17 protein-coding genes are annotated in these 22766 nt (G+C 70.4%); 5 read left to right on the forward strand and 12 right to left on the reverse strand.

The genetic code is table 11. From position 1 onward, the window contains the following. Positions 1-452: 452 nt before the first annotated feature. Together AB0F11_RS25985 and AB0F11_RS25990 are read right to left on the reverse strand one after the other, a co-directional pair. Entirely contained in the window at positions 453-1028 is a 576-nt protein-coding gene (locus tag AB0F11_RS25985; RefSeq protein ID WP_362178264.1) for a hypothetical protein, read from the reverse strand. A gap of 662 nt (positions 1029-1690) precedes the next feature. Then, on the reverse strand, positions 1691-1948 hold the full coding sequence (locus AB0F11_RS25990) for a hypothetical protein (protein WP_362178266.1): 258 nt from the start codon (positions 1946-1948) through the stop codon (positions 1691-1693). Positions 1949-2511: 563 nt separating this feature from the next. Between AB0F11_RS25990 and AB0F11_RS25995 the strand changes: the two genes are divergently transcribed. From AB0F11_RS25995 to AB0F11_RS26010, 4 genes are all read left to right on the forward strand, one after another. Further along, complete coding sequence (locus tag AB0F11_RS25995) at positions 2512-2796, forward strand: hypothetical protein (protein ID WP_362178269.1); 285 nt, start codon at positions 2512-2514, stop codon at positions 2794-2796. 52 nt (positions 2797-2848) lie between these two features. After that, positions 2849-3688, forward strand: coding sequence for a DUF2637 domain-containing protein (locus tag AB0F11_RS26000; RefSeq protein ID WP_362178271.1), 840 nt, complete (start codon positions 2849-2851; stop codon positions 3686-3688). 409 nt (positions 3689-4097) lie between these two features. Continuing rightward, positions 4098-4358: a hypothetical protein gene (locus tag AB0F11_RS26005; RefSeq protein WP_362178274.1), complete on the forward strand. Its 261-nt coding sequence runs from the start codon at positions 4098-4100 to the stop codon at positions 4356-4358. A gap of 562 nt (positions 4359-4920) precedes the next feature. After that, positions 4921-5790 carry a helix-turn-helix transcriptional regulator gene (locus AB0F11_RS26010; RefSeq protein ID WP_362178277.1) on the forward strand — a complete coding sequence of 290 codons (870 nt, stop codon included), beginning with the start codon at positions 4921-4923 and terminating at the stop codon, positions 5788-5790. A 33-nt stretch (positions 5791-5823) separates the two neighbouring features. On the opposite strand, the gene AB0F11_RS26015 is transcribed toward AB0F11_RS26010, so the two are convergent. From AB0F11_RS26015 to AB0F11_RS26030, 4 genes are all read right to left on the reverse strand, one after another. Then, the gene (locus AB0F11_RS26015) at positions 5824-8742 is read right to left on the reverse strand and encodes an NHLP bacteriocin export ABC transporter permease/ATPase subunit (RefSeq protein ID WP_362178280.1); all 2919 of its coding nucleotides are present in this window, start codon (positions 8740-8742) and stop codon (positions 5824-5826) included. A 1-nt stretch (position 8743) separates the two neighbouring features. Beyond that, complete coding sequence (locus AB0F11_RS26020; RefSeq protein ID WP_362178341.1) at positions 8744-10861, reverse strand: NHLP family bacteriocin export ABC transporter peptidase/permease/ATPase subunit; 2118 nt, start codon at positions 10859-10861, stop codon at positions 8744-8746. Positions 10862-10971: 110 nt separating this feature from the next. Next, positions 10972-11778, reverse strand: coding sequence for an HlyD family efflux transporter periplasmic adaptor subunit (locus AB0F11_RS26025; RefSeq protein WP_362178283.1), 807 nt, complete (start codon positions 11776-11778; stop codon positions 10972-10974). A gap of 105 nt (positions 11779-11883) precedes the next feature. Next, positions 11884-12102 (reverse strand): hypothetical protein, encoded by a 219-nt coding sequence (locus tag AB0F11_RS26030; RefSeq protein ID WP_362178286.1) that lies wholly within the window; start codon positions 12100-12102, stop codon positions 11884-11886. A 449-nt stretch (positions 12103-12551) separates the two neighbouring features. Between AB0F11_RS26030 and AB0F11_RS26035 the strand changes: the two genes are divergently transcribed. Further along, the gene (locus tag AB0F11_RS26035) at positions 12552-14027 is read left to right on the forward strand and encodes a putative PEP-binding protein (RefSeq protein ID WP_362178289.1); all 1476 of its coding nucleotides are present in this window, start codon (positions 12552-12554) and stop codon (positions 14025-14027) included. A 275-nt stretch (positions 14028-14302) separates the two neighbouring features. Here AB0F11_RS26035 and aspA read toward each other — a convergent pair whose 3' ends face one another. The 6 genes from aspA to AB0F11_RS26065 form a co-directional block, all read right to left on the reverse strand. After that, on the reverse strand, positions 14303-15712 hold the full coding sequence (gene aspA / locus AB0F11_RS26040; protein WP_362178292.1) for an aspartate ammonia-lyase: 1410 nt from the start codon (positions 15710-15712) through the stop codon (positions 14303-14305). Positions 15713-15768: 56 nt separating this feature from the next. After that, positions 15769-16782 carry an asparaginase gene (locus tag AB0F11_RS26045; RefSeq protein ID WP_362178295.1) on the reverse strand — a complete coding sequence of 338 codons (1014 nt, stop codon included), beginning with the start codon at positions 16780-16782 and terminating at the stop codon, positions 15769-15771. Between the two features lie 106 nt (positions 16783-16888). Further along, positions 16889-18328, reverse strand: a complete 1440-nt coding sequence (locus AB0F11_RS26050) for an amino acid permease (protein WP_362178297.1) — start codon at positions 18326-18328, stop codon at positions 16889-16891. Continuing rightward, positions 18325-19002 carry a FadR/GntR family transcriptional regulator gene (locus AB0F11_RS26055; protein WP_362178344.1) on the reverse strand — a complete coding sequence of 226 codons (678 nt, stop codon included), beginning with the start codon at positions 19000-19002 and terminating at the stop codon, positions 18325-18327. The genes AB0F11_RS26050 and AB0F11_RS26055 overlap by 4 nt, the downstream gene beginning before the upstream one ends. A 290-nt stretch (positions 19003-19292) precedes the next feature. After that, on the reverse strand, positions 19293-20711 hold the full coding sequence (locus tag AB0F11_RS26060; RefSeq protein WP_362178300.1) for a non-reducing end alpha-L-arabinofuranosidase family hydrolase: 1419 nt from the start codon (positions 20709-20711) through the stop codon (positions 19293-19295). Positions 20712-20906: 195 nt separating this feature from the next. Beyond that, a complete protein-coding gene (locus tag AB0F11_RS26065; protein WP_362178303.1) occupies positions 20907-22337 on the reverse strand; it encodes a glycoside hydrolase family 43 protein in 1431 nt (476 codons plus the stop codon). Between the last annotated feature and the right edge of the window lie 429 nt (positions 22338-22766).

Consider the following 22766-nt stretch of genomic DNA (forward strand, 5'->3'; position numbering starts at 1 on the left):
CCTGCTGACGCCCGGGTTGATACGGGGGCTGTCCCCACCCCACACCGTCCTGCCCCTCGCCCAGTCTGTGCATGGCGAGGTCCTGACCAACGTTGCCGAGACCCGGGCGGGGCCAATCAGACCGCGTCATCCCGACGAACTGCAGGAAGGGGACAGGGCGTCGATGGCGTGCCCGTACCAAGCGCGCCCGTGGCCGTAGTGGACGACTCAGCGTAGAGAACTCAGTGATCACGCGGACCCGTGCCCGCACTGCACTCACTCCACGCTCTCGCCCCGCAACGACGGCCTATTGCCGGTCGGTCTAAGGCGCGAAGGTGCTTTGGGGCGGAGGGGCGGCGGTGTCTACGCCATGGCCCCGGGGCGAGTGGTGGGCCGGGGGGACGCTGGCACACCCGGCAGGTCGGCGGTGCAGACGTTCGGCGAGCCTGTTCGCCTGCACCGCCTGCTCTGCGTCAGTCGGTGCCAGGTTCGGCTGCGGTGAGTTCCTCGGCGGCGATGCGGGCTTTCATCTCGGCTGCGTCGCTGCCGGCGGCACGGGGCCCGTAGCCGCGGTGGACGACCAGGAACTGGTCCGTTTCGGCGTTCGCGTCGCGGTAGGCGATCACGGCCGGGCCGGTGCCGCTCGTATGACCGTGGAACTCTCGGTCGGCGCTCCAGCCGCTGCTGTTCTTGTAGGTGGCCCACCAAAGTTTCTGGTCTCCGTTGCCGTGGCCGCGGTGGACGCAGTAGAGGTGGCCGTCGAAGGCGGCGAGGCTGGGCCCCTCAAGGCTGCTGTGGTGGGGCATCTGGGTGTCGGCGGACCAGCGGGTGCCGTCGAAGGCGGCGTGCCACAGCGAGGTGTCCGTAGCGGCGCCGCGGTGGAGGAGATGGAGCTTGCCGTCGTAGGCCGCCAGGGCCGGGTTGGAGGCCGTGTGGTGGTGGCGCAGCTTGGTGTCGGTGGACCAGCGGGTGCCGTCGAAGGTGGTGTGCCGCAGGGCGGTGTCCTCGCCGGCGCCGCGGTGGACGCAGTGCAGTTTCCCGCCGAACACCGCCAGCGCCGGGCCTACGGAGCTGGCGGTGTTCGGGCAGCCGGGTGTCGGCGGACCAGCCGGTCTGCGCGTCGTGGACAGCCGCCCACAGGCTGTCGTCGTGGGTGCCGCCGCGGTGCACCAGATGCAGGCGCCCCTGGAACTCGGCCAGCGCCGGGTTGGAGCTGCTGCGGTGACCGGAGAACTTCTCGTCGTCGTTCCACCCGTTCTCGGAAGGCTGGAAGACGGTCCACCACAGACTGGTGTCCTCGCTCGGCCCCTGACGGGGAGTAGGGACGAGCCAGCCCGGGGCGATCCACGGCGACGTGCACTTCACCGCCGCCGGCACCGGCTGCGCCGCCGCCCTTGGTGGGGAGCGGACCCTGAGTTGCTGGTGTGACCAGGTCAGATGAGGGGAGCATCCCTGCGCGGTCCGAGCGTTGTCAATTTTTATTGAAAATGAAGTGGGGTGTAGCTGGTGTGACTATCGGCCACCCGAGCAGCAGCTCGCCTCACCGCGTGGGGGCATATAGGGATCAATCGGCAGGGCGACGGTACGTATATAAGCTCGGCTCTTGGCTTGACTTTTCAGTACAGATTCACTCGGCGTGGGGCGGTGGTGGAGGTGTGAGCCCGGTGGGGGGTGGGTGCGGGGCCGGCTGGCGAAGGATGGGCAGCACGGCTCAGAATCGAACGGACGAGGCGCCGCATTCGGCGCAGGCCGCGATGCCGACTGCTTCCGGCAAGGTCGGAGCCGGACCTTCCTGCCCAGGTCTCGTTTCCTCCACATGCTGGGACAGGACGTGCCTGAAGCGCTGTTGGCGGCGCAGCTCGCGGACGTCCAGGTGATGCATACGGCCGACGCCCGACGAGGTCCAGGCGGTGAAGCCCGTACCCAGCACCGAGCAGATCAGTGCGAACCATACGAAGGTGTCTGTCACAGCGGGTCCTCTCCGGTGACTGGTGATCAGGGGCGCCTGTATCCGGGCCCCCGCGACACCTCGTCATAACGTGGAGGCATATGCAGGGTTGCGCCTTGTCAGCCGTTTGGACTCATGCGCCGCTTTGCAGTCAACCTGCGTACGTTGCCCATGCCTTGGAGGCGAGCTTTTGGCTTTCCGGAGCGCGGGTGCACACCCCCGGCTCTACGGGCATCCGTCGAGCCGCAGTCGCGGCCGGGGTCCCCCGGACGGGGGCGCGCGGCCGTGCGTGAGCGCCGTGGTGCGTCACAGTGCGCGGCGCCGCCCGACCCGCCGATTGGTGCGTGCAGCAGAACGCACCTGCCGCGGACACCATCCGGTCACGCTCCGTAGTCTCCGCCGTGAGCTGCCAAGACTCCCCGCGGACAGCTGCGGATCACTGTCCTGATGCCCTCAGCGATGCAGAACCGATAAAAGACACTGGTCAACACACCTTTACTTCGCCCATCATCACCTGGACGGAGCACACCCTCCCCGGCATCCGGAGCGTTGGGTGGACTATGACAACCGCAAAGCACTCAGCAATGTTCCCGCAGAGCACAGAAAGTGACGGACGCAGCGGTCACACCGGGGCCGCAAGGGTGGGGAAATGGACGTACACGCCCGCCCCGACAGACTGGGCCCAGGACAAGAGCGCGACCCTTCACGATGAGGAGCAGGAGGTCGATCTCCACTACTCGTCCTCGATCTTCGAGGAATTCCTGGAGGCGATGAGCAGGATCCAGAACGACTTCAACCAACGGTCGCAAGACGTCGCACGGTTCAAGACGGCTGTGGGCGAGCGCTGCGGGCAGATGTCCCGTGTATGAACAGTACGGACTTCACGACAGGACCGGTACCCACCTCCAGCCGGAGCCCCCCGTGTACTGGCCGGGGCCGGATCACGAGCAGCACGCCGCCCACGGCCAGCCGCTCCTCGGGCTGGGCGAGGTGAACAGCCCCTGGAACGCGTCGGAGGAGCTGGCCTATCTCTTTCAGGAGGCCATGGGGCCGCGGGCAGAGCCGGTCGACCGGGTCGGCTTCGATGAAACCGGCGAGACGGTCAGCGGCGTCGGCCTCGCCACCGGGCTGTCACAGGGGGCCGGCCAACGGCCGCGCAGCCAGGCCCCCAACGGGCACCGACGGGGGAGTCCGGCGAAGACGTCGGTGGTGAGCCTCCTGCGGACCGGCAGCCTCTTCACCGCCGTGCTGGTCGCCGTCATCGCCGCCGTGGTCAGCATCTTCAGCGGTCTGGCCATCTGCGAGGCCCTGCGTCACAGCGCCGGACCGCGCACCGCGCACGACGTGGCCAGTTGGTGGCCCCTGCTGATCTACGGACCCTGGATGGTCGCCTCCCTGTCCATCCTGCGGGCCGCACTCCATCAACGCCGAGCCGTCCATTCCTGGTCCATCGTCCTGTTGTTCTCCACCCTGGCCACGCTTCTCTGCGTGGCCCAGGCACCCCGGACGTTCGCCGCGCAGGCGGCGGCCACGCTTCCTTCCATCGCGGCGCTGGCCTGCTTCCAGCAACTCGTCCGCCAGATCACACTCACGCGGCCACCGCGCCAGCTCGCCCCGCGACACCGCAGCCGCAGGCCGTCCCCGATCCGTCCGCCGGCCACGGCGGGCAGTCCGGGCACCGCTCGGCCCGACTACTCGGTGATGGATCAAAGGGACGCCGTCCCTGCCTCCCCCGGCTACAGATTCCGCTACGGATCTTGAGGGTCGTACGACCCTGCACGGGGTCCTGCGGCGGATCGCTGCGCGCCTCGGGGAGGCGGAGTCGAAGAAGTCCGGAGCGACGGTTCCGCACAGAGCGGCGCCGCCGGAGTACGGCGCCATGCGGTCGCGCGTCGCTAACTCGGACACCTCGGTCCTTCCCGGGGTCAAGGAACGTGATCACTTGCATCTCAGGAACGAAGATCGAAACACATAAGTCACGGGCGTTGCACAGTCTCAGTCCTACGAGTATCCCGCGCTGACCAGCCGCGACCTGGCCCTCGGGGACCGTGCCCCGGCCAACCGGTCCGCGGCCGACCGGTCCGCGGCCGACCGGCTGCCGGCCGACGGGTCCTCGCGCCGTCGGTCTGAGACGCGCTGCATCCAACCCTTCTCCATCAAGAGGACAGTCATGACCTACGAACTCACCCACGCCGAGCGCATCCGGTACAAGCGGCACCAGGACGCCGCCTACCAGGCCGGTGAGGAAGCCGTCACCGACCTCCAGGACGCACTCGCGCTCGCCGGTCTGGCCCTTCCCGCGCTGTGCAACGACGGACCGGTGGGCTGCCGTGGTTTCGTCCGGCTCGGGGGCTGCGGCGTGGCCCTCGCCAACCGGCTCGCCGAGGTCATCGCCGCGGGCGCCCACGCCTTGCGGGATCAGCAGCTGTGAGCCCCGGGCTTCCTCACTACGACCGACACGTTCGAGAGGTTCTTGCATGAATGCCTGGCGGGCTTCTTCACATGTCCCTGGCGGGCCCCAGGCGGCGCTCGACCCTTACCGGTTCCCCGGCGTGCGGGGCTTAGCGGACGACGAGGAAGCCGGCGTCCGGGGGCCCCTGAGCCCCCTGTCCGGTCCTCTCCCCCTCTCGGGTCGCCCTGCGGCGGGCGCCCTGGCTCCCGCCGACCGCCGACGCCTCGACCTGCACGCTTGCCTGACGACTGCCGGCCTCCCACCCAGAGCCGGCGACCTCCACGCCATCGAAGCGCTCTCCATGGTCGACGACACCACCTACGCAGCCGTTCGTCGATGGATCACCCGCATTCACTGACCACGCGTTGTCCGTCGCGTCGTCGGTTTTCAGGCAGCGTCAACACTGTATTGGGCCGAACGGGTGGTGATTGCCATGCAGGTGCACGGTGTGTCCGGTCGCGTATGCAGAATGCATGTGCCGATGTCGGCCGTGGGGTGTGTGGTGGCCTGCGTGAGTGCTTGAGCTGGAGGTACGCCGCCCATGGCGGCGAACGGACATGCCACGGTCAGAAGGCGCCGCCTCGGCGCGGAGCTTCGCCAGCTCCGTACAGCCGCGGGCATGACGCCCTTACAGGTGGCAGGACACCTGCTCGTGTCGCAGTCCAAGACCAGCCTCATCGAGACCGGTCGTCGCCCGATCAACCCGCGTGATGTGCGTGATCTGTGCCGCCTCTACGGAGTCGCCGACCAGGAGGTCGTCGGCTCGCTGATGCGGATGGCGCAGGAATCGGGTCGGCAGGGCTGGTGGGTTTCCTGCGGTGACGTTCCGTACGGCGTCTACATCGGGCTGGAGACGGGGGCCGCGTCCCTCCACACCTACGAGCCGCTCCTGATCCCCGGCCTGCTGCAGACCCGTGCCTACGCGGCCGCGGTCATCACGGAGACGATCCCCTGCCCCACCGGCGACCAGGCCGCCGTCAGTCTCGATGTCCGGCTGTGGCGCCAGCACCGCGCACACCACCCGGCCCGGCCCTTCCGCTTGTGGACGGTCCTGGACGAATCCGTACGGCACCGTACCGTCGGCGACCGCGACATCATGCGCGAACAACTGGAGCACCTGAACTCCCTCGGCGCACAGCCGCACATCACCGTGCAGGTCCTCCCGCACACGGCCGGAGCCCATCCCGGTGTCCTGGGACAGTTCTCCATCCACACGTTTCCCGACGCCGATGCGGGAGTCGTCTATCTGGAACGCTTCACCAGCGATCTCTACCTGGAGAAGTACGCCGACCGGCATCCATACCACATCATGTCCGCCCACCTCCAAGCGCAGGCCCTCAACCCCGAGGACTCTCGGCACTTCATCAACGACGTCATCAAGATGTACAGCGGAGCGCCGGTGCTGCGGTGACTCCGGGCCTGCCCAGGCCGGCCCGCCACCGCTTCAGCCGATCTGGCGGCGGACCAGCTCGTGGAAGAGGCCGCCCGTATCGGCGAGCAGTTGCGCGGGCGGGCCTTGCTGGGCGATCCGGCCGTCCGCCATGACGATCACCCGGTCGGCATCCATGACGGTGGACAGCCGGTGGGCGATCACGATGCGGGTGCAGCGCAGGGCCCGGGTGGACTCGATCACCACGCGTTGGGCTTCGTTGTCCAGCGCGCTGGTGGCCTCGTCCAGGAAGACGAGGGACGGCTTGCGGATGAGGGCCTGGGCGATCATCAGCCGCTGCCGCTGACCGCCCGAGACGGTGCCGCCGCCGTCGGACAGCATGGTGTGCATGCCCATGGGCATGGCCTTGATGTCCGCGGCCAGGCCGGCCATCGCGGCGGCCTCCCACACCTCCTCCAGCGTGTACGTCTCGGCGCCGCTGATGCAGTCGAGGACCGTGCCGGAGAAGGGCTGCGCGTTCTGCAGGACGACCCCGCACTGGCGGCGCACGGCCGCCTGGTCGAGGGCCGCCAGGTCCTGGCCGTCGTAGAGCACACTGCCGGCGGCCGGTCTGTCGAAACCGATGAGCAGCCGCAGCAGGGTCGACTTCCCGCAGCCGCTGGCCCCGACGATCGCGACGAACTCGCCCGCCCGGACCCGCAGCGACACGTCGTCGAGGACGAGCGGGCCGTCGTCGGTGTACCGGTAGGAAAGGCCCTTCGCCTCGACGGCACCGCTCAGCAGGCCCGGGCGCGTACTGGATCCGCGGACCTCCGGGGCCTCCTGGAACACCGGTTTGATCTGCTCGAACATCGGCTGCACCGCGGCGGCCGACAGGAGCACACCGGTCAACTGGGTGACCGAGGACAGCATCATCGTCACGGCGGTGCTGAACGTGAGGAACTGACCGGCGGACATGCTGCCCCTGGCCGGTCCGGCGAGCAGCATGAACATCACGAGCGTGCACAGGGGCAGACAGACCGCGTTGAGCACGGCGATGACGTTCTTGATCCGGCCGATACGCTGCTGCAGCTCGCGCGTGCGGGCGAACTCCCGCGCCCAGGCGGCGTAGGCGAAGCTCTCGGCCGCGGCCACGCGCAGCTTGGGCAGCCCGCGCAGGGTCTGGAACGCCTGGTTGTCCAGCTTGTGGCCGAGCTTGATCAGCTGCCGCTGGTAGCGCAGCTGCCACAGGCCCAGGCCAAGGAAGACCGCGGCGACGAGGATCAGCATGGCGAGCGCCGCCATCGCCAACGGCACGCTGTAGACGAGCAGCAGCACGAGGTTCACCGTGGCGACGGTGCTCGCCTGCACGGCCACCGAGCCGATACCGGACAGCAGGCTGCGGATGGAGCTGATCCCCAGGGCCGCGCCCGCCAGTTCGCCGGTGGAGCGGCCGGCGAAGAACGTCACCGGCAGCCGCAGCAGCCGGTCCCACACGGCCGGCTGCAAGGTGGCCTCGATCCGGCCCTCCATGCGCAGGAGGGCGAGGTTCTGCAGCAGCATGAAGGCCGCGGAGACGATGCTGCTCGCGACGAGGGTCAGGGCGGTCTGGACGATGAGGCTGTCCTCGGCGCGCGGCACGTACTCGCCGAGCACCTTGCCCGTCGCGAGGGGGACGAGGGCGCCCAGGCCGACCGCGACCAGCCCGCCCAGGAGGAGGCTGCGCCACTCCTTCCCGGTGCCGCGCACACTGAAGCGCAACAGCCCCAGCAGGCCCGGAGCACCGTCGGGCAGCGGGGGGTAGAACATGACGGCACGCGGTTCGAGAGCGGCCTGGCTGTCCTTGTCCATGCGCTCGCGCGTGCCGGCGGCGGGGTCGACGGCCTCGTATCCGCCGCGCCGCCACAGCAGCGCCACCGGCGTCCCGTCCGCCTCGCGCAGGCCCACCAGGGGACCGCTGTCCTCCCGCCACCAGCGGTCGCCGAGCTTGACGGTGCGGGTGCGGATCCGCGAGGCGAGCGCGATGCGTTCGACGGGATCGACCCGCCCGGAGGCAGCGGCGCCCACCTCACCCCGTTCGGACAGGGCGATGCCGGCTTCGGCGGCCACCAGGCGGCACACGGCGAACGTCGCGTCGTCGCTCGTGCCGCGGCGGGCACCCCGGCCCGAACGGCCGATGGACGCCAGCAGGGCGCGGTCCGCCTGGGTGCGGGCGGCTTCCCCGGCCTCGATCCCGGCCGCCGTGCGGTCCTCGTGGGCGCGCTCCAGCTGCTCGATCCAGTCGTCCAGGGCGTACAGCAGCCGGTACTGCTGGTCGACCATGCCCTGCCACACCGCCGGGTCGAGGAGCAGAGCGCCGGTGGTGTCGTACCCCTCGTACCCCTCGTACGCGGCGCCGTACTGCACGCTGCCCGGAGGGATCGGCATCCACAGGACGTCGTCGTCGGCCCCGCCCGCGCCCGTCGTGGCCCGGCTCTCCAGCGGTGCCTGGTAGAGCACGCGCAGTCCGCGGCCGACGCCGAGCGTGAAGGCGTACTCCAGGGGACTCAGGGGGGTGGCGGCGCCGTGCTGCCCGGCGTACTCCCCGCCCGCCCACTGCTCGCCGGCCCACTGCTCGGTGCCCCAATGGTTCCCGTCCCACTGGTTTCCGTAGGGGGGACGGTGCAGCTCGCGCAGCTCGATGCGGTGCAGCCGGCAGCCGTGCAGGGGACGGCCGACCAGGGTGTGCTCAGGGCCCTCGGCCGGGCCCAGCAGCAGCGTGCCCGCCTCCAGCCGGCCCAGGAAATGCCAGTGCCCCGCCTGCGCGGCATCGACGGCGAACAGGTCGAGCGAGCCCTCCACGACGAGCCACAGTACGAGCGGGCCCTCCAGGGACAGGCTGCGCACGCCCGTGCAGTCGACGGCCGAGCCCAGTGCGCCGAGGGCCGCCACGACCGGGTCGGGGGCCGGGCCCGGCCGGGTGCCGGTGGCCGTTGCGAGGTGCGGGGACGTCACGTCAGTGCTCCTTGACCAGTTCGGCGTACGCGCCCTGCGCGGCGAGCAGGTGTTCGTGGCGCCCGCGTTCGACGACGGTGCCCCGGTCGAGCACGACGATCTCGTCGCTGTCGCGCACCGTGCTCAGCCGGTGGGCGATGACCACGCAGGCACAGCCGCGCCGCCGCAGGCTGTCCATGACGATCTGCTCGGTCTCCGCGTCCAGGGCGCTGGTCACCTCGTCCAGGACCAGGACGCTGGGGCGGCGCACCAGCGCGCGGGCGATCTCCAGGCGCTGGCGCTGGCCGCCGGAGAAGTTGCGGCCGTCCTGCTCGACCCGGCTGTGGATACCGCCGGGGCGGCGCGCCACCACCCCGTACACGGCGGCGTCCTCCAGCGCGGCGACGACGGCCTCGTCCGGGACGGACGGGTCCCACAGCGCGACGTTGTCACGGACCGTGCCCTCGAAGAGGAAGACGTCCTGGTCGACGAAGGACACGGAGGCCGCCAGCGCCCCGCGCGGGATGTCCGCGAGGCGCATCCCGTCGATGCGGATGGCGCCCTCCCAGGGGGTGTAGAGGCCGGATATCAGCCGGGAGACGGTGGACTTGCCGCTGCCCGAGCCGCCGACCAGCGCGACCTGCTGCCCGGGGCCGACCGAGAGGGAGAAGCCCTTCAGCAGCGGGGCGTCCAGGGGGCTGTAGCCGAAGGTGATGCCGTCCAGCTCCACGTGGCCCTTGAGGCGGCGGGTGCCGGCCGGCGGCTCGCGCCGCGAGTAGAGCGGGTCGACGGGGAAGTCCTCGACGTCCTTGAGGCGGGCGACGTCGGCCGCGAAGTCCTGGATCCGTCCGGCCACGCCGTTCAGCCGGGTGATGGGCGCGGTGAAGCTCGTCACCAGGGCCTGGAAGGCCACGAGCAGACCGACCGAGAGGTGCCCGTCCACCGCCCGCAGGCCGCCGATCATGAGGATCAGGGCGCTGTTGAGCGCGGCGAGCGTGGGGGCGACGACCGCCAGCCACGCACTGGGCACGCCGAGCCGCTGCTGCACGTCGAGGGTGACGGCGTGCCGGCCGGCCCAGCGCCGGAAGAATCCGTTCTCCCCGCCTGTGGCCTTCATGGTCTCGATGAGCTGGAGACCGCTGTAGGAGGTGTTGGTGAGCCGGGCGTTCTCGGCGCGCAGCTTCTGGGAACCGGTGGCCCGTACGTGGACCACGATCCGCATGGCCACGACGTTGAGCAGCGCGATACCGATGCCGACGAGGGTGAGCTGCGGGTCGTAGGTCCACAGCAGCACGGCGTAGAGGACGACGACCACCGCATCCACCCCGGCGGCGGCGAGGTCCCTGGCCAGCGTCTCGGCGACGGCGTCGTTGGACTGCAGGCGCTGGACCAGGTCGGCGGGGTTGCGCTGGGAGAAGAAGGCGACCGGAAGCCTGAGCAGATGCCGCAGGAAGCGGGCACTGCCGAGCGTGGAGGAGATGATGCGCCCGCGCAGCAGATTGGCCTGCTGCAGTGCGGTGAGCACCGCCGTGAGCACCAGGGCCGCCGCCATCGACGCGAAGAGCACGCCCAGCAGGGACGTCTGTTCCCCGATCAGGAACATGTCGATGTACGTCCGGCTCAGCGCGGGCACCGCCGCGCCGACGACCACCAGCAGCAGGCTGGAGAGCACTGCTGCGAGCATCGTGCCCGACGTGCCCCGCAGGCGGGCCGGCACGCCGCCCAGGACGCCGGGCTTGCGGCCGGTGCGGCGGAAGCCCGCGTCGGGCTCGAAGGTGAGCACGACGCCGGTGAAGCTGGTGTCGAACTCCTCCATGGGGACGAAGCGCCGGCCCTTGGCCGGGTCGTTGATGTAGGCGCCCCGGCGGCCGAAGCGGCGGCCCATGCCCTCGTAGACGACGTAGTGGTTGAACTCCCAGAAGAGGATGGCGGGGGCGCGCATCCCGGCGAGCGCGGTCAGGTCCATCTGCATGCCCTTGGCCGCCAGCCGGTAACCGCGCGCCGCCTTGAGGAGGTTGGCGGCACGGGACCCGTCCCGGGAGACACCGCAGGCGATGCGCAGCTCCTCCAGGGGGACGAAGCGGCCGTGGTGGCCGAGCACCATGGCCAGCGCGGCGGCACCGCACTCCACTGCCTCCATCTGCAGCACGGTGGGCGTGCGTACGCGGCGGGGCGTGCGGCCCGTGGGGGCGGGCGCGGGACGTCGGCGCGAGGCGCGGCGCCCGCCGCTGCCGCGCTGCTGCGGGGCGGTCACGGCAGCAGCCAGTCGACGGGGCGCTGCGCGGCGAGGTGGACGGCTGCGGTGACCGGTGTCGCCGAGTCGACGGCGTACGGGGGGCCGTCCGCGGAGGACCACCGGTAGCCGGACCGGGTCGAGGAAGAGCGCTCCAGCTCCACGAGCACGGCGACCGGGTTGCCCTGCCGGGTGAACTGGGCGGCGAGCCGGCTGTCGCCGAGGAAGCCGGTGATCTGCGCGGCGGTCTGGGGCGTCCGCCCGACCGCCTTGACGCGACCGCGCAGCACGCCGAACCGCTGCTGGGGGACGGTCTGGACGGTGAGGTCGACCGCGGCGCCCGTGGGGATGGTTCCGCCGCTCGCCCCGGACACGTAGAGCACGGCCATGAGGGGCTCGTCCGGGTTCTTCACGCGTTCGACGGTCGCCACGTCCGCGCCGGTCGTGAGCACCGAACCCGTCTTGGCGACCAGGGTGGTCACCCGGCCGCCGGCGACCATGCGCACGACCTGCGCGCCCCGGTCCGTGGCGACCCGGAGCAGGGGTGCGTCCGGCGACAGCAACTGGCCTTCCTTCGCGAGGACTTCGGTAACCTGACCCGCGAACGGGCTTTGCAGCAGGTAACTGCCATCCGCGTGGGCGAGAATGCCCGGCGCGCTCAACTTGGCGGACACGGTTCCGGTGAATGCCCAGAAGCTCGCGAGCGCCATGACGGTGACGGTGACGGCCAGGACGAGACGGCCCTGTGGACGGGCGAAACGTACGGGCAGATCGAGTTCTTCAGGAGATTGCAGCTTGGAAAGCGCCTTTTGGCGGAACTGCACGGAACCATTCCTTCACTGCATTCGAGAGGGGCCGCCGAAAGGGGCAGCCGTGAACCCCGGAACGATGGCTGCGTTCCGGGGTCACGGGCAACGAGGTGTCGTTGCTCAGATACCGGCGACGCCGACCTTGACACCGGCGATACCGGCAACCTGGCCCGGCAGGGCGGTGGCGGCGTGGACCGTGTCCAGGGAGGTCACGGTGTTCACGACGTTGTAGACGTCGCCGAGCACGGCGCCGGCGAGACCACCGGAAATGCCGAGACCACCGGAAACGGCGTCCAGCTCGGTGTCGGCGATCTCGCGGGTCTCGATGTCGTTACGCATTTCTTGCGCACCCTTCATTCGTCTGACTGCTTCTCACATGCCACGGCCAGGCCGCGGCAGTGGGCAGATACAAGCACGCGAACTGGCGTCCCGGCCAATTGTGTTGATGCCTGCGCGGGCGCACGGTGACCACAGAATCGACAGATCTTCGGATTCATTTGCCGGATCACTGCAACGTCTCCACAAGATCGAGTAACGGATTCACGCCGTCCGGGGCTTCTGCGGGACAAAGAGGGACACACCTGCAGCAATCGGAGGGGACGTTCCCGGCATGCGGAAGGGTGGCGGACGGTCGAAGGCCCGCGGTACTCACACATGTGAAGATTCACTGGAGCACCACACGGCGACGGAACCGCTACCGCACGTGTCGGACTCATCCCAGGCGGATGCTCCTACGGCGGATCGGGTCAGCCGAGGACGAGCGGGAGCCTCGCGGCCAGTTCGCCCGCGTGAGCGGCACCGGCTCCGAGGTGCTCGCGGCCCAGGCCATGGTGGCCGCCGACCCGGTCCTCGCCGACCGGGCCGCCGCCCTCGCAGAGCAGGGCACCGACGGCGCCCACGCGCTCGCCACCGCCTTCGACGGCTTCCGCGCCGCGCTGGTCGCCGCCGGCGGGTACTTCGCGGAACGCGCCGTCGACTTGGACGACCTGCGCGACCGCGCGGTGGCGTACCTGCTCGGCCTGCCCGTGCCCGGCCCGCCCGACCCCGGGCACCCGTACGTCCTGGTCGCCGGCGACCTGGCGCCCGCCGACACCGCGCTGCTCGACCCCGAGCGGGTGCTGGCCCTCGTCACCGTCCGCGGCGGGCCGACCAGTCACACGGCCATCCTCGCCAAGGCGCTCGGTCTGCCCGCCGTCGTCGGCTGCACCGCCCCCGCGGAACTGGAGGACGGCCGGCAGGTCCTGGTGCACGGCGCGGACGGTGTGATCGAGCCCGACCCGAGTCCGGAGGCGGTCGAGCGGGCCGCCGAGCGGGACCGCCGTTGCCGCGAGCTACTGGCCGGGTTCCAGGGACCGGGCCGGACCGCCGACGGCCACCCGGTTTCACTGCTGGTCAACCTCGGTGCGCCGCACGAGCTGGCCGGTGCGGCTGCCGCCGACGCCGAGGGCGTGGGCCTGTTCCGCACCGAATTCCTCTTCCTGGACCGCACCGAGCCACCGAGCCGTGCCGAACAGGCCGCCGCCTACCGGCAGGTCTTCTCGGCCTTCGCCGGGCGCCGGGTGGTCGTCCGCACGCTGGACGCGGGCGCGGACAAGCCGCTGCCCTTCGCCACCTCCGCCGACGAGGAGAACCCGGCCCCGGGCGTCCGCGGCCTGCGGACGGCCGCCCGGGATCCGCAGCTCCTGGAGACCCAGCTCGCCGCGATCGCCGAGGCCGCCCAGGACAGCACCGCGCAGGTCTGGGTGATGGCCCCCATGGTGTCGATACCGCGAGAGGCCGCCGCATTCGCCTCCCGGGTCCGTGCGCACGGCCTGCCGGTGGCCGGGGCGATGATCGAGGTCCCGGCCGCAGCCCTGCGGACCGACCGGCTGGCCGAGGTCTGCGACTTCTTCAGCATCGGCACCAATGACCTGGCCCAGTACACCTTCGCGGCCGATCGGACGCTCGGCTCCCTCGCCGAGCTGCTCGACCCGTGGCAGCCCGCCCTGCTCGCGCTGGTCGCCACCGCCGCTGTATCGGCGGCTGAGCACGGCCGTCCGATCGGCGTGTGCGGCGAGGCCGCCGCCGACCCGGCCCTAGCCCTGGTGCTGGTCGGTCTCGGGATCACCAGCCTGTCCGCCGCGCCCGCCTTGCTCCCCGAGGTGCGGGCCGCCCTGGCCACACACACCCTCACCGAGTGCCGCGAACTCGCCGAGCTGGCCCTGCTCGCAGACGACGCCGACGACGCCCGCCGAAAGGTCCGGTCGAGCACAGCGGGACGCTGATCCACTCCATCGGGGCGCCGGGTCGATGCGGACCCGGCGTCCACGGACGTCCTGGGCCTCGCTCGCTCCCGTCCGTCATGACGACCGTCGAGCTCGGGAACACCGGCCGGTGGGCGGACCGCCCCACACGACGCTCGGTCGCCGCGAAGGCCGGCCCCCGTCGCGCAGTGAGGAGCAGCGCCGGAGTCGCGCGCTGTCGCACCGGTGTTCCGGTGCGGGCCGCTCTGCCGCCGGCACGTGCGGTGCGGGGCCGGGAAGCCGCGGCAGCCCCGCCGTCAGGCCACCGCCGTGCCGGTTCCCGCGATCACCTCGGGCCTCAGCAGCGCGGCGAGCCTCTCGGCCGGCAGCAGGCCCTTCTCCAGGACGAGCTCGGCCACGCCCCGGCCGCTGGCGAGGGCTTCCTTGGCGATGTCGGTGGCGGCGGTGTACCCGATGTGCGGGTTCAGCGCGGTCACCAGGCCGATGGAGTTCTCGACGGTGGCGCGCAGCACCTCGGTGTTGGCGCTGATACCGCCCACGCAGCGCCCGGCGAGAGTGAGGCAGGCCGCGCGCAGGTGGGTGATGGACTCCGACAGCGAGTGCAGGATGATCGGCTCGAAGGCGTTGAGCTGGAGCTGCCCCGCCTCGGCGGCCATGGTGATGGCGACGTCGTTGCCGATCACCTCGAAGGCGACCTGGTTGACGACCTCGGGGATCACCGGGTTGACCTTGCCGGGCATGATGCTCGAACCCGCCTGCACCGGCGGCAGGTTGATCTCGCCGAGGCCCGCACGCGGCCCGGAGGACAGCAGGCGCAGGTCGTTGCAGGTCTTGGACAGCTTGACGGCGATGCGCTTGAGTACGCCGGACATCTGGACGAACGCCCCGCAGTCCTGGGTGGCTTCGATCAGGTTGGCCGCGGTGACCAGGGGCAGCCCGGTGATGTGGGCAAGGTGGCGGCGGGCCGATTCGGCGTATCCGGCGGGGGCGTTGAGGCCGGTGCCGATCGCGGTCGCGCCGAGGTTGATCTCGTGGATCAGCTCGACCGCCTCCGCGAGCCGGCTGCGGTCCTCGTCGAGCATGACGGCGAAGGCGGAGAACTCCTGGCCGAGCGTCATCGGCACGGCGTCCTGCAGCTGGGTGCGGCCCATCTTCAGGACCTCGCGGAACTCGACGGCCTTGCGGGCGAACGCGTCCTGGAGGACGGCCATGGCGTCGAGCAGGCCGCGCACCGCGGAGACGGTCGCGATCCGGACCGCGGTCGGGTAGACGTCGTTGGTGGACTGGCCGAGGTTGACGTCCTCGTTGGGGTGCAGGTGCCGGTACTCGCCCCTGGCGTGGCCCAGCAGCTCCAGCGCCCGGTTGGCGACGACCTCGTTGGCGTTCATGTTGGTCGACGTGCCCGCGCCGCCCTGGATGACGTCGACGACGAACTGGTCGTGCAGCTTGCCGCCGCGGATCTCCTGGCAGGCTGTGACGATCGCAGCGGCCTTGGCGGGCTCCAGCAGGCCGAGTTCCTCGTTGGCGAGGGCGGCGGCCTCCTTGACGGCGGCGAGGGCGTCGATCAGGTGCGGGTAGGCGGAGATGGGCGTGCCCGTGATGGGGAAGTTCTCGGTGGCGCGCAGGGTGTGGACGCCCCAGTAGGCATCGGCGGGGACCTCGCGGTCTCCGAGCAGGTCGTGTTCGCTGCGGGTGGCGGCGGTCATGGGTGTGCGGGCCTCTTCCTGAGGTGGATGGGGTCAGGGCTGTGGAGCTGGTCCGGTCAGGCGGTGGCGAAGGCGGTCGGGTCCAGCGCCGCAACCGGCCGGATCCTGCCCACGGGCCGGCCGCCGCCGGTCATCGGCTCGCCCTCGAACCCGGCGAGCAGCCGCGGGTCGACACCCGCCCGGGCCAGGGCGGCGGCGGCCACCGGGACGCGCGCCCGGTTCGCCCCGTCGGCGATCTTCACTGCGACGGCCCGGCCGTCGGGCAGTGCGGCGATCTGGACGCCCTCGAAGCCGTCCTTGGCGAGCAGCCCGGGCACCGCGCGCATCAGCTCGGCCACGTCCCGCCCGGTGCCGGAGGCCATCTCCGGGTGGCCGCGCAGCGCGTCCGCCACCCGGCGCTCGGCCGTGCCCGGCGCCGCCGCGGCGATGCGCGCGGCGGCACGGGCGAGGCCGTGCAGGGACACCGAGAACAGCGGGGACCCGCAGCCGTCGACGGTGACGTTCGCGATGCGCCGGCCGGTGAGTTCCTCGACGACCTCGGCGATCGCCGTCTGGAGCGGGTGGGCCGGATCGAGGTAGGTCTCCAGGGGCCAGCCGTTGAGTGTGCAGACGTACAGCATCGCGGCGTGCTTGCCGGAGCAGTTCTGGGCGAGCCGGGAGGGCGGGCGTCCCTCGCGCACCCAGGCTTCCCGGAGCGCCGGGCCGTACGGCAGGTCCGGGATGTTGCGCAGGTCGTCCTCGGAGACGCCGGCCAGTTCGAGGATCCGCCGGGTGCCGGCGAGGTGCCGTTCCTCGCCGGAGTGGCTGCCCGTCGCGAGGGAGAGAAGCTCGCCGTCGAGCGGCAGCCCGGCCCGTACCAAGGCGACGGCCTGGACGGGCTTGAGGGCCGACCGCGGGTAGCAGGCCGCGTCGATGTCGCCGATGCGGAAGCGGACCGCGCCGTCGCCACCGAGGACGACGACGGAACCGTAGTGGATGCCCTCGACCATGCCGCCTCGGGTGACATGGGCGACGGGTGAATACAGGGGCTCACGCAGCGCGGGCGCGTCCGCGAGGAGGCTTCTGTGCATTACTGCCTCGTTCGGTGGTGGGTTGCTGCTGACCGGAGTTCGGGGCACGCGGCGGCCTCGCTGAAGGCGTGCCCGGCCCCACGGATCGTGGCGGTGGTAGCCCCGCTCAGCCGTCGGTCGTGCCGGCGGCGCGCGCGACGCGGCCCCGGATCGCGTACCAGCCGGCGACCAGCGCTGCGGCGATCAGCGGCACGCACAGCACGGTGGTGCGGGCCGCCCCGCCGTCGGCGTACATGAGGACCAGGACGGAGGCGAGGAAGGCCAGAGTCACGAGTTCGGTCCATGGGGAGCCGGGCAAGCGGTATCCGGGGCGGATCAGTTCGCCGTCGCGGGTCTTCCGCCAGAAGAGGAGGTGGCAGACCATGATCATGCCCCAGGTCGCGAGGATGCCGATCGCCGCGAGGTTGAGCACGATCTCGAACGCATCGGCCGGGACCACGAAGTTGAGGCCGACGCCGAGGACGCACATGCCACTGGTGAGCAATATGCCGCCGTACGGCACCTGCGTGCGGCTCATCCGGGCGGTGAACCGCGGGGCGGAACCGTTGACGGCCATCGAGCGCAGGATGCGGCCGGTGGAGTAGAGGCCGGAGTTGAGCGAGGACATGGCCGCGGTGAGGACGACCAGGTTCATCACGTCGCCGGCCGCCGGAACGCCGATGTGGGACAGCACGGTCACGAACGGGCTCTGGCCGGGGCTGTACTTGTTCCACGGCATCAGCATCGACAGGAGGACGACCGAGCCGACGTAGAAGAGGCCCACGCGCCACATGATCGAGTTGATCGCCTTCGGCATGATCTTCTCGGGGTTCTCGGTCTCCCCGGCCGTGACGCCGACCAGTTCGACGGAGGCATAGGCGAAGACGACGCCCTGGACGACCAGCAGCATGGGCAGCAGGCCGTTGGGGAAGATCCCGCCGTTGTCGGTGATCAGGGACGGACCGGGCACGGCGCCGTCGACGGGGTGCCGGGTGACCAGCAGGAAGATCCCGATGCCCATGAAGACCACCAACGCGCTGACCTTGACGATGGCGAACCAGAACTCCAGTTCGCCGAAGATCCGCACCGAGATGAGGTTCACGGTGAGGACCACGGCCAGGGCTATGAGCGCGATCACCCACTGCGGGACGTCGGAGAACAGACGCCAGTAATGGGTGTACGTGGCGACGGCGGTGATGTCGGCGATGCCGGTGGTCGCCCAGTTGAGGAAGTACATCCAGCCTGCGGTGTAGGCGCCCTTCTCCCCCAGGAACTCCCGGGCGTACGAGACGAAGGCGCCGGAGGACGGCCGGTACAGGACGAGCTCGCCGAGCGCGCGCACGACGAGGAACGCGAAGGCCCCGCAGACGGCGTACGCGACGAACAGTGAGGGCCCGGCGTTGGCGAGGCGTCCGCCCGCGCCGAGGAAGAGCCCGGTGCCGATGGCCCCGCCGATGGCGATCATGTTGACGTGCCGGGCTTTCAAGGACTTGCTGTAGCCGGTGTCCCCGGCATCGACGTGACGGGTCGTGGGGCGTTTCTCGTCTCTGAGGAACTGCTCGCTCACGCCTCGGGTCCGCCTTCCATGGGGGTGTCCGTGCGCTTGGGGCGCACGATGTCGGTGAGGGTCGTTTCGACCCGGAGGAGGTGGTGGGACATGGCCTCTACCGCGTCGTGCTCGGAACCGTCGATCAGCGCCTCGACGATCGCCCGGTGCTCGCAGTTGGACTGCTCGCGCCGACCACCCAGCTCGTTGAGGAAGGTCGACTGACGCGCCAGTGCGTCACGGATCTCCTCGATGACCCGACGGAAGACCGGGTTGCGGGAAGCCTCGGCCACCGCCAGGTGGAAGACGGTGTCCATGGCGACCCACGCGGTGGTGTCGGTCTCCTGCTCCATCCGGTCGAGCAGGTGGGCCAGGTGGTCCAGGTCCTCCGGGGTGCGGCGCAGCGCGGCGTACCCGGCGACCGGGATCTCGACGTGCTGGCGCACCTCCAGCAGGTCGCTGGCGGCGTAGTCACCAAAGGTGGGTTCCTCGACCGTGTTCGCCACGACGAAGGTGCCCTTTCCGGTCTTGGAGACGGTCAGGCCCATGGCCTGAAGGGCCCGGAGCGCCTCCCGCAGCACGGGCCGGCTGACCTCGAGGGTCCGGCACATCTCCGCTTCGGACGGAAGCTTGTCGCCCACGGCGTACTGACCGCGCTCAATGGCGCTGCGCAGGTGGCCGAAGACCGCTTCCATCGCGCTGACGCGCCGCGGGACCCCACCACCTGTCTGGCTGTCTGACAGGTTCACGTGGCGATCCTGTGGTCTGCGGCGCAGGGTGTCAAGACACCGGCCATGAACCGGCTGCTCGCGCCGGCCTCTGCAGAGGCCGCAAGTCCCTCCTGGGCCCTGGCCGCGCGCACCCGGCGCCGGCTGGCCGATGTCGGCCCGGCGGCAAGGGGACGTCGTCGCGACTCCTTGATCGCCGATGCCGGACGTCCCCAGGCTGAGGTACGGTCATGAGCTTGTGGTCACATGCGGGCAGGTCAGCGCCGCAGGGTGAGGACGCCCGGCCGGTAGGGCCACTTCTCGTAGGCGGTGCCTGCCGATGTGGCGCCCCTGCCCTGGTAGAGGAACTGCAGGTTGCAGGGGTCGATGGTCATGGTCTGGTCGGGGTTGTCGCGGACCAGGTCGCCGTGGCTGATGTCATTGGTCCAGGTGGCTCCGCTGTTGGCCTTGCCGGCGAAGGGGTTGCTCTCGGTGGCGGCCTGCGGGGTCCACGAACCGTTCAGGCTGGAGGCCGTGAACGAGCGGAAGTAGCGCCCGTTCGCACCCCGGGCCTCGACGATCATGAGGTACTGGTTCTGGCCCTGGACCTTGTAGACCTGCGGCGCCTCGAACAGGCTGTCCGTCGTGTCGCTCATGACCGTCGTGTACGAGGAGCCGAAGTTGCCCGGGAAGTTCTCGATCGGCATGCTCGCCCGGTAGATCTTGCCGTTGTCGCCGGCGAAGAACAGGTACATGTTCTGGTCGTCGGCGATCAGGGTCTGGTCGATCGGGCCGGTGGGGGAGTTGTCGGTGCTGGGGAGGCTGCCGGTGAACAGCGGCTGGGGCGAGGACCAGCCGTTGGGGTTGGTGGGATCACTGGACGTGCGGTAGATGAAGGGCCACGGACCCCACTGGTACGCGAGCACCCAGATGTTCTTGGGCGCGAAGTAGAACAGCGTGGGCGCCACCGTTCGCTGGCTCATGCCGGTCTGGCCGGCCGACGCCATGTCCGACCAGTTCGTGAAGGGACTGAACATCATCGAGCCCCAGTCCGACCCCGTGTAGTTCGTCCCGTAGACCAGGTGCTTGCCGTTGTACGTCACGGTGGTGAAGTCCTTCAGCGCGGCCCATCCGTTCGCCGGCTGCGCCAGCGCACCCGTCGACGTCCACCGGTAGGTCGACGGAAGAGAACACGTGCCGCTCGGCGGTGCGGACAGGCCGGTCCACTTCTGGTTGCTGCCGCCGTTGCACCTCGAGATCTCCACCGCCGTGCCGTTGGCCGTACCGGAGCCCGTAGCGGCCAGGCACAGCCCGGACTCCACGCCGACGATCGTGCCGTCGGAGTTCACCCGCCACTGCTGGTTCGTACCGCCGTTACAGCTCCAGATCACCACCCGGGTACCGGCCGCGGTGGCGTGGCCCGGAACATCCAGGCACTTGTTGCCGTACACGGTGAGCTGGTTGTTGTCCGTCAGCGTCCACTGCTGGTTGGTCCCGCCCCAGCAGTCCCAGAGCTGCAGGTTCGTGCCATCGGTCCGGCTGGCGCCCGGCACATCCAGGCACCGGCCGGAACCGGCACCGCGCAAGGCACCGCTGGTGGCCGCCTGAGCCGGGTCGGCGACGGGCGTCGCCGCCGAAGCGACCAGGGCCGCGAGCACCACAGACAGATGTCTGCGGCTGAAACCCAGTCTGCGCATGGGAGCCTCATTCCTTGAGTAGGCGTTTCCCGTCGGCCCCGTCAGAGGCTGTCCGGACCGTCGATGCGCGGCGGTGCTGCCGGAGTGGCGGCTCTGTGGTGCTATACGTCCGGCAGGCCGACGGCATCCCGGCAAAGCCGTTGGCGGCGGCCACCGCCCGGCCGGAGCCGGTGCGGCACGTCTGTCGGCGTCGGGTCAGTTCGTCACGCGGAAGGTGGCGTCGGCGCGCCCTGTCGCGGTGGTGATGGGGTCGAGGCGGAGCTGGTAGGCGTAGTGGCGGATATGGCGGTCGGGGTGGTTGTACGACTGGAACGAGGACCAGGCGGCATCGGCGAGGCCGGCGACCTGGCGGAAGGTGGCGTCCGCGGCGAACTGGGCGGTGCCGTCGTCGCGGACCAGTTGGAAGTCGTATCCGGTGTGCCGCAGGAAGTACCCGCGGTAGTTCACCGACTCGAAGGAGACGGTTCCCGTGCCCGCCAGGCCGGGCCGCAGCCGGAACTGGGCGTCCGGGCCGGTGATGTTCTGGTCGATGCGCACGTCGAAGCCGACGTGCCGCACGTACCGGTCCTGGAAGTTGTACGACTGGAGCCGCTTGGCCGGGATGTCGCTCCAGCGGGCGAGGACGCGGGACTCCTCGGCGGCCGTCAGGTTCAGGATCGAGCCGTGGCGCTTCTTGAGAGCGCCCATGTGATAGCTGCCCGACGCCGGAACCTGGTAGGTGCCGGGGGCGGAGGGGCTCGTCGTCGTGACCGGCATGTAACCGCGTCCGGAGGAGTACTGGTCGAGGTAGAGCGCCCACTCGCCGCGGTCGCGGAACTTCATCCACATGGGGCCCTCGACCTGGGAGCCGGTGAGGCCGATGCCGGAGAGGTCGCCAAGGTTCGTCCAGGTGCCGAGGATCGAGTTGCTGCCCTCGAGGGTGATCTGGCCGTCGCCGGAGGCCCGCACGTAGCGGTGGCTGCCGACGCCGGCCGGCATCTCGACGATCTGGGTGTCGATGATTTCCTGCGGGCCGGGGCGCTCGATGTAGGTCTGCGGGGTGGTGATGGAGCGGAAGTCGCTGGTGCGGGCGTAGAAGATGCGGTGCTTCTTCACGCCGTTGACGGGCTTGTTCGTCGCCCAGTAGAGGACGTAGTCGTTGGTCTCGGGGTTCCAGACCGCTTCCGGCGCCCAGGCGTTGCGCCCGTCGGGGATTGCGCCGGCGACGTTGAGCAGCCACGGCTGCGACCAGGTGACCAGGTCCGTCGACTCCCACACCACCAGGTCGCGGCTGCCGTTGTTCACGGCGGCCTCCCAGTTCTGCCCGCAGCCGATGCACAGGTCGGTGGCAATGATCCAGTACTTGTCACCGCCGGGGGATCTCACCAGTGCGGGGTCACGTACCCCCTTCGTGCCGATCGTGGAGCGCAGGATCGGTGCTCCGCCGTTGAGGTCGTTCCAGTGGAGGCCGTCCGTGCTGTGTGCGAGGTACATCTGCTGACCGGCCGCCCCCTCCCCGGTGAAGTGCAACATCAGGTAGCCCGGGTCGGCGGCGGCCGCCCGGTCCGGTGTGATCAAGGCCTGGGATGTGAAGAGCAGGCAGGCGGCGAGCAGTATCGCCGACAGCCGGGCGCGAAGCGCGGACATGCACGTCTCCTGTCGTTCTGCAAAGGCCGCCACCGGGCGAAAAGCACCCGGATCGGGATGCGGGGCCTGCTCTTCGGCTTCGTCATGACCGCGTACTACGACCGCAAGGGGCACAAGCGCCTCACCCCGCAGCTCGCCTGATCCTGTCAGTCGGCGCGGTTCACTTCCCGACGGTGTTCATCGGGGCGGTGTGCAGGTGGTCTGCCTTGAGCAGGGAGAGCGGAGAGCTACGTCGCACCATATTGTTAACGCTCACAATTTAGGGGTCAAGCCCCCGTCGTCGACCGTGTCTCCGCTTGCCCCGCGCTATATCCAAAGGTGATCTCCGGGCCCTTGACGCGGTTTCTGTGAGCGTTAACACTCATGTAACGCCCGCCCAGAGCGGCACCCACCGGGGCCTCCAGCGGGTTCACCCACCCCGCCGCCCGG

It is taken from the genome of Streptomyces sp. NPDC032472, from assembly GCF_040636955.1.
Taxonomy (GTDB): domain Bacteria; phylum Actinomycetota; class Actinomycetes; order Streptomycetales; family Streptomycetaceae; genus Streptomyces.